The 5,469-nt window shown below is 54.7% G+C and carries 2 tRNA genes, 2 rRNA genes and 1 pseudogene; 4 read left to right on the top strand and 1 reads right to left on the bottom strand.

Features of this window, described 5'->3' with window-relative positions:
* Positions 1 to 334 (bottom strand): annotated as a pseudogene (locus tag EIK80_RS26800) (hypothetical protein); the annotation flags it as partial.
* Positions 335 to 426: 92 nt separating this feature from the next.
* Between EIK80_RS26800 and EIK80_RS25000 the strand changes: the two are divergent.
* From EIK80_RS25000 to EIK80_RS24985, 4 genes are all read left to right on the top strand, one after another.
* Positions 427 to 1,910: ribosomal RNA gene (locus tag EIK80_RS25000) — 16S ribosomal RNA — on the top strand.
* A gap of 180 nt (positions 1,911 to 2,090) precedes the next feature.
* Positions 2,091 to 2,167, top strand: a tRNA-Ile gene (locus EIK80_RS24995).
* A 68-nt stretch (positions 2,168 to 2,235) separates the two neighbouring features.
* Positions 2,236 to 2,311 (top strand) — tRNA-Ala (locus EIK80_RS24990).
* Positions 2,312 to 2,601: 290 nt separating this feature from the next.
* Positions 2,602 to 5,390 (top strand): 23S ribosomal RNA (locus EIK80_RS24985).
* The 16S and 23S rRNA genes sit together here with 2 tRNA genes alongside, the layout of an rRNA operon.
* Positions 5,391 to 5,469 lie beyond the last annotated feature (79 nt).

The raw sequence follows: 5,469 nt of genomic DNA, 5'->3' as shown, positions 1-5,469 counted from the left end.
TTCGAAATAATTGCTTGACTGGATTTGGTGGTTTCTTTAGAAGCTGCCGGCTCCGCTGGTGACCTTGGGGTTGGTTGGCGGGTTTGTCGGAAAGTTTTGAAAAAAACGATTTGACACGGAATTCGAGGTTCGCTAGATAGCCGCCTCCGCCGACACCGGGCGCTAAACGGTGGGGCCGCTGAGAGGCGGTTCGGGTCTTTGACATTGTTGATTTGGAAAGAGAAACGCAGGCGGCGGCGCTCTGGCGGTTACCCTTCGAGGTAACCTTCGACGCTGACAAATGCGGTCTCTTGAAGACACCATTAATACGGTGGCTGGCCTTCGGGTTGGTCATTGTGTGATGGGAACTCGTCAAGAAACTATGCAAACCAGATACCTGATCCTGGGTTTTCCCCCGGGATTGGAAGTCTGAAGTCAATGTCAACTCAACCTGAGAGTTTGATCCTGGCTCAGAGCGAACGCTGGCGGCAGGCCTAACACATGCAAGTCGAACGGATCCTTCGGGATTAGTGGCGGACGGGTGAGTAACACGTGGGAACGTGCCCTTTGGTTCGGAACAACTCAGGGAAACTTGAGCTAATACCGGATGTGCCCTTCGGGGGAAAGATTTATCGCCATTGGAGCGGCCCGCGTCTGATTAGCTAGTTGGTGGGGTAAAGGCCCACCAAGGCGACGATCAGTAGCTGGTCTGAGAGGATGATCAGCCACATTGGGACTGAGACACGGCCCAAACTCCTACGGGAGGCAGCAGTGGGGAATCTTGCGCAATGGGCGAAAGCCTGACGCAGCCATGCCGCGTGAATGATGAAGGTCTTAGGATTGTAAAATTCTTTCACCGGGGACGATAATGACGGTACCCGGAGAAGAAGCCCCGGCTAACTTCGTGCCAGCAGCCGCGGTAATACGAAGGGGGCTAGCGTTGCTCGGAATTACTGGGCGTAAAGGGAGCGTAGGCGGACTGTTTAGTCAGAGGTGAAAGCCCAGGGCTCAACCTTGGAATTGCCTTTGATACTGGCAGTCTTGAGTACGGAAGAGGTATGTGGAACTCCGAGTGTAGAGGTGAAATTCGTAGATATTCGGAAGAACACCAGTGGCGAAGGCGACATACTGGTCCGTTACTGACGCTGAGGCTCGAAAGCGTGGGGAGCAAACAGGATTAGATACCCTGGTAGTCCACGCCGTAAACGATGAGTGCTAGTTGTCGGCATGCATGCATGTCGGTGACGCAGCTAACGCATTAAGCACTCCGCCTGGGGAGTACGGTCGCAAGATTAAAACTCAAAGGAATTGACGGGGGCCCGCACAAGCGGTGGAGCATGTGGTTTAATTCGAAGCAACGCGCAGAACCTTACCACCTTTTGACATGCCCGGACCACCAGAGAGATCTGGCTTTCCCTTCGGGGACTGGGACACAGGTGCTGCATGGCTGTCGTCAGCTCGTGTCGTGAGATGTTGGGTTAAGTCCCGCAACGAGCGCAACCCTCGCGATTAGTTGCCATCAGGTTTGGCTGGGCACTCTAATCGTACTGCCGGAGTTAATCCGGAGGAAGGCGGGGATGACGTCAAGTCCTCATGGCCCTTACAAGGTGGGCTACACACGTGCTACAATGGCGACTACAGAGGGCTGCAATCCCGCGAGGGGGAGCCAATCCCTAAAAGTCGTCTCAGTTCGGATTGTTCTCTGCAACTCGAGAGCATGAAGTTGGAATCGCTAGTAATCGCGGATCAGCATGCCGCGGTGAATACGTTCCCGGGCCTTGTACACACCGCCCGTCACACCATGGGAGTTGGCTTTACCCGAAGGCGCTGCGCTAACCGCAAGGAGGCAGGCGACCACGGTAGGGTCAGCGACTGGGGTGAAGTCGTAACAAGGTAGCCGTAGGGGAACCTGCGGCTGGATCACCTCCTTTCTAAGGATGCTTCTCCAGTCTCTCACGAGACTATTGAGGCTCCAATTAGTGCGCTAGACGCACACAAATGAGCGGATCGCCGCCGTCTTCGTTTCTCTTTCCACTTGTTTCGAACCGTTAGGTTCGGGACACGATCGCGAGCCCTGGAGCGGATCATCTGATCCGATCTGAGCGGCCTATGGGCCCGTAGCTCAGTTGGTTAGAGCGCACGCTTGATAAGCGTGAGGTCATAAGTTCAAGTCTTATCGGGCCTACCACTCTTTCCAGTCCTACGGATCCGCAACCGACCAGCTCCCGCTGGGCAAGCAACTCACACCGAGTGTGAGGGGCCATAGCTCAGTTGGTAGAGCGCCTGCTTTGCAAGCAGGATGTCGTCGGTTCGAATCCGTCTGGCTCCACCATTTTTCCTCGCAATCCTCGCTACCGCTTCGCTGCTTGAGCGAGGCTAGCTGGTAGGGTTGGGAAAATCGCGATCGAGGATGATCAAGTTTGCAGCGTCACTCAGTGGCGATGCGAAATGACATTGTGAAGGCAGGGTTCCTCCGCCAACCGTAGCTCACCCCTGGGATACGGACCTGGTTCAAGGATGGACTTAAGAAGACATCATTGTCTGACTAAAGGTAGAGCTCATGCTCGAGACCTTCCCGCGTGACGCGGCTAGGTCTCAAAGCGCATGGGTTTTGCTGAGAACGATCAAGCGCATAAGGGCTTCTGACGGATGCCTTGGCATTGAGAGGCGATGAAGGACGTGGCACGCTGCGATAAGAGCCGGGGAGGCGCGAGCACCCTTTGATCCGGCTATCTCCGAATGGGGAAACCCACCTTTATGGTCACCCAACTTAGCTTCGCTTTCGGGCGGGGCCAGGATTGGTTGATCAGAAGAGGTATAATGACCTGAATACATAGGGTTCATTAAGCAAACCCGGGGAACTGAAACATCTCAGTACCCGGAGGAAAGGACATCAACCGAGACTCCCGTAGTAGTGGCGAGCGAACCGGGACCAGGCCAGTGCTGTCGTGACATAAAGCTGAATGTGCTGGGAAGCACAGCCATAGTGGGTGATAGCCCCGTAAGCGTCAAATAGCGACAGACTCGAGTAGGGCGGGACACGTGAAATCCTGTCTGAACATGGGGGGACCACCCTCCAAGCCTAAGTACTCCTCAATGACCGATAGCGAACAAGTACCGTGAGGGAAAGGTGAAAAGCACCCCGACAAGGGGAGTGAAACAGATCCTGAAATCGGAAGCCTACAAGCAGTCGGAGCCACCGCGCGTGGTGACGGCGTACCTTTTGTATAATGGGTCAGCGACTTCATGTGCCGTGCAAGCTTAAGCCGTTAGGTGTAGGCGCAGCGAAAGCGAGTCTGAATAGGGCGAATAAGTACGTCGCATGACGACCCGAAACCAGGTGATCTATCCATGAGCAGGTTGAAGGTAAGGTAACACTTACTGGAGGACCGAACCGGTGAATGTTGAAAAATTCTCGGATGACTTGTGGATAGGGGTGAAAGGCCAATCAAACCTGGACATAGCTGGTTCTCCGCGAAAACTATTTAGGTAGTGCCTCGGACGTATTCCTTGGGGGGTAGAGCACTGGATGGATGCGGGCGGCGCGAGCTGTACCAATTCTAACCAAACTCCGAATACCCAAGAGAACTATCCGGGAGACACACGGCGGGTGCTAACGTCCGTCGTGAAAAGGGAAACAACCCTAACCATCATCTAAGGCCCCCAAGTACTGGCTAAGTGGGAAACGATGTGGGTTTGCTTTGACAACCAGGATGTTGGCTTAGAAGCAGCCATCATTTAAAGAAAGCGTAACAGCTCACTGGTCAAGCGAACCTGCGCGGAAAATGTAACGGGGCTCAAGCCAGTCGCCGAAGGTATGGGTGTGCACTCTGTGCACGCGGTAGCGGAGCGTTCCGTAAGCCGATGAAGGTGAGGCGTGAGCCTTGCTGGAGGTATCGGAAGTGAGAATGCTGACATGAGTAGCGATAAAGAGGGTGAGAGACCCTCTCGCCGAAAGCCCAAGGGTTCCTGCGTAAAGCTAATCTGCGCAGGGTTAGTCGGCCCCTAAGGCGAGGCCGAAAGGCGTAGTCGATGGGAATCAGGTGAATATTCCTGAACCAGTTGGAAGTGACGGATCTGGTAAATTGTCGGGGCTTATTGGATTGCTCCCGGCAGTGAACAGGTCCCTGGAAATAACTCCAACGGAGACCGTACCCGAAACCGACACAGGTGGGCAGGTAGAGTATACCAAGGCGCTTGAGAGAACTGTGCTGAAGGAACTCGGCAAATTGCACGCGTAACTTCGGGATAAGCGTGACTCTCTTTTGGGCAACCAGATGAGAGTGGCACAAGCCAGGGGGTAGCGACTGTTTATCAAAAACACAGGGCTCTGCGAAGCCGCAAGGCGACGTATAGGGTCTGACGCCTGCCCGGTGCCTGAAGGTTAAAAGGAGGGGTGCAAGCTCTGAATTGAAGCCCAGGTAAACGGCGGCCGTAACTATAACGGTCCTAAGGTAGCGAAATTCCTTGTCGGGTAAGTTCCGACCTGCACGAATGGCGTAACGACTTCCCCACTGTCTCCAGCACAGGCTCAGCGAAATTGAATTCCCCGTGAAGATGCGGGGTTCCCGCGGTCAGACGGAAAGACCCTATGAACCTTTACTGCAGCTTCGCCTTGGCGTTAGCAGCAACATGTGTAGGATAGGTGGGAGGCTATGAAACCGGGGCGCCAGTTCCGGTGGAGCCATCCTTGAAATACCACCCTTATTGTTGCTGACGTCTAACCGCGGCCCGTTATCCGGGTCCGGGACATGGCGTGGCGGGCAGTTTGACTGGGGCGGTCGCCTCCCAAAGTGTAACGGAGGCGCGCGATGGTGGGCTCAGACCGGTCGGAAATCGGTCGTCGAGTGCAATGGCATAAGCCCGCCTGACTGCGAGACTGACAAGTCGAGCAGAGACGAAAGTCGGCCATAGTGATCCGGTGGTCCTGCGTGGAAGGGCCATCGCTCAACGAATAAAAGGTACTCTAGGGATAACAGGCTGATTTTGCCCAAGAGTCCATATCGACGGCAAAGTTTGGCACCTCGATGTCGGCTCATCACATCCTGGGGCTGGAGCAGGTCCCAAGGGTTCGGCTGTTCGCCGATTAAAGTGGTACGTGAGCTGGGTTCAGAACGTCGTGAGACAGTTTGGTCCCTATCTGCCGTGGGTGTACGAGACTTGAGAGGATCTGTCCCTAGTACGAGAGGACCGGGATGGACACACCTCTGGTGGACCTGTCATGGCGCCAGCTGTGCAGCAGGGTAGCTAAGTGTGGAATAGATAACCGCTGAAAGCATCTAAGCGGGAAACTAACCTCAAAACAAGGTCTCGCTGAGAGCCGTGGAAGACCACCACGTTGATAGGCCGGGTGTGGAAGTGCGGCGACGCATGGAGCTTACCGGTACTAATAGCTCGATAGGCTTGATCGTTCTTCAGTCAAACCCATGCAATCGCATGGCTCTACTTCAGACACTGATGTCTTCTTCACAATCACTGCCCTCGAAAGAG

Origin of the sequence: Caulobacter sp. 602-1, assembly GCF_003931565.1 — a bacterium.
Lineage (GTDB): Bacteria > Pseudomonadota > Alphaproteobacteria > Caulobacterales > Caulobacteraceae > Caulobacter.
This window is presented reverse-complemented; position numbering and strand designations above follow the sequence as displayed.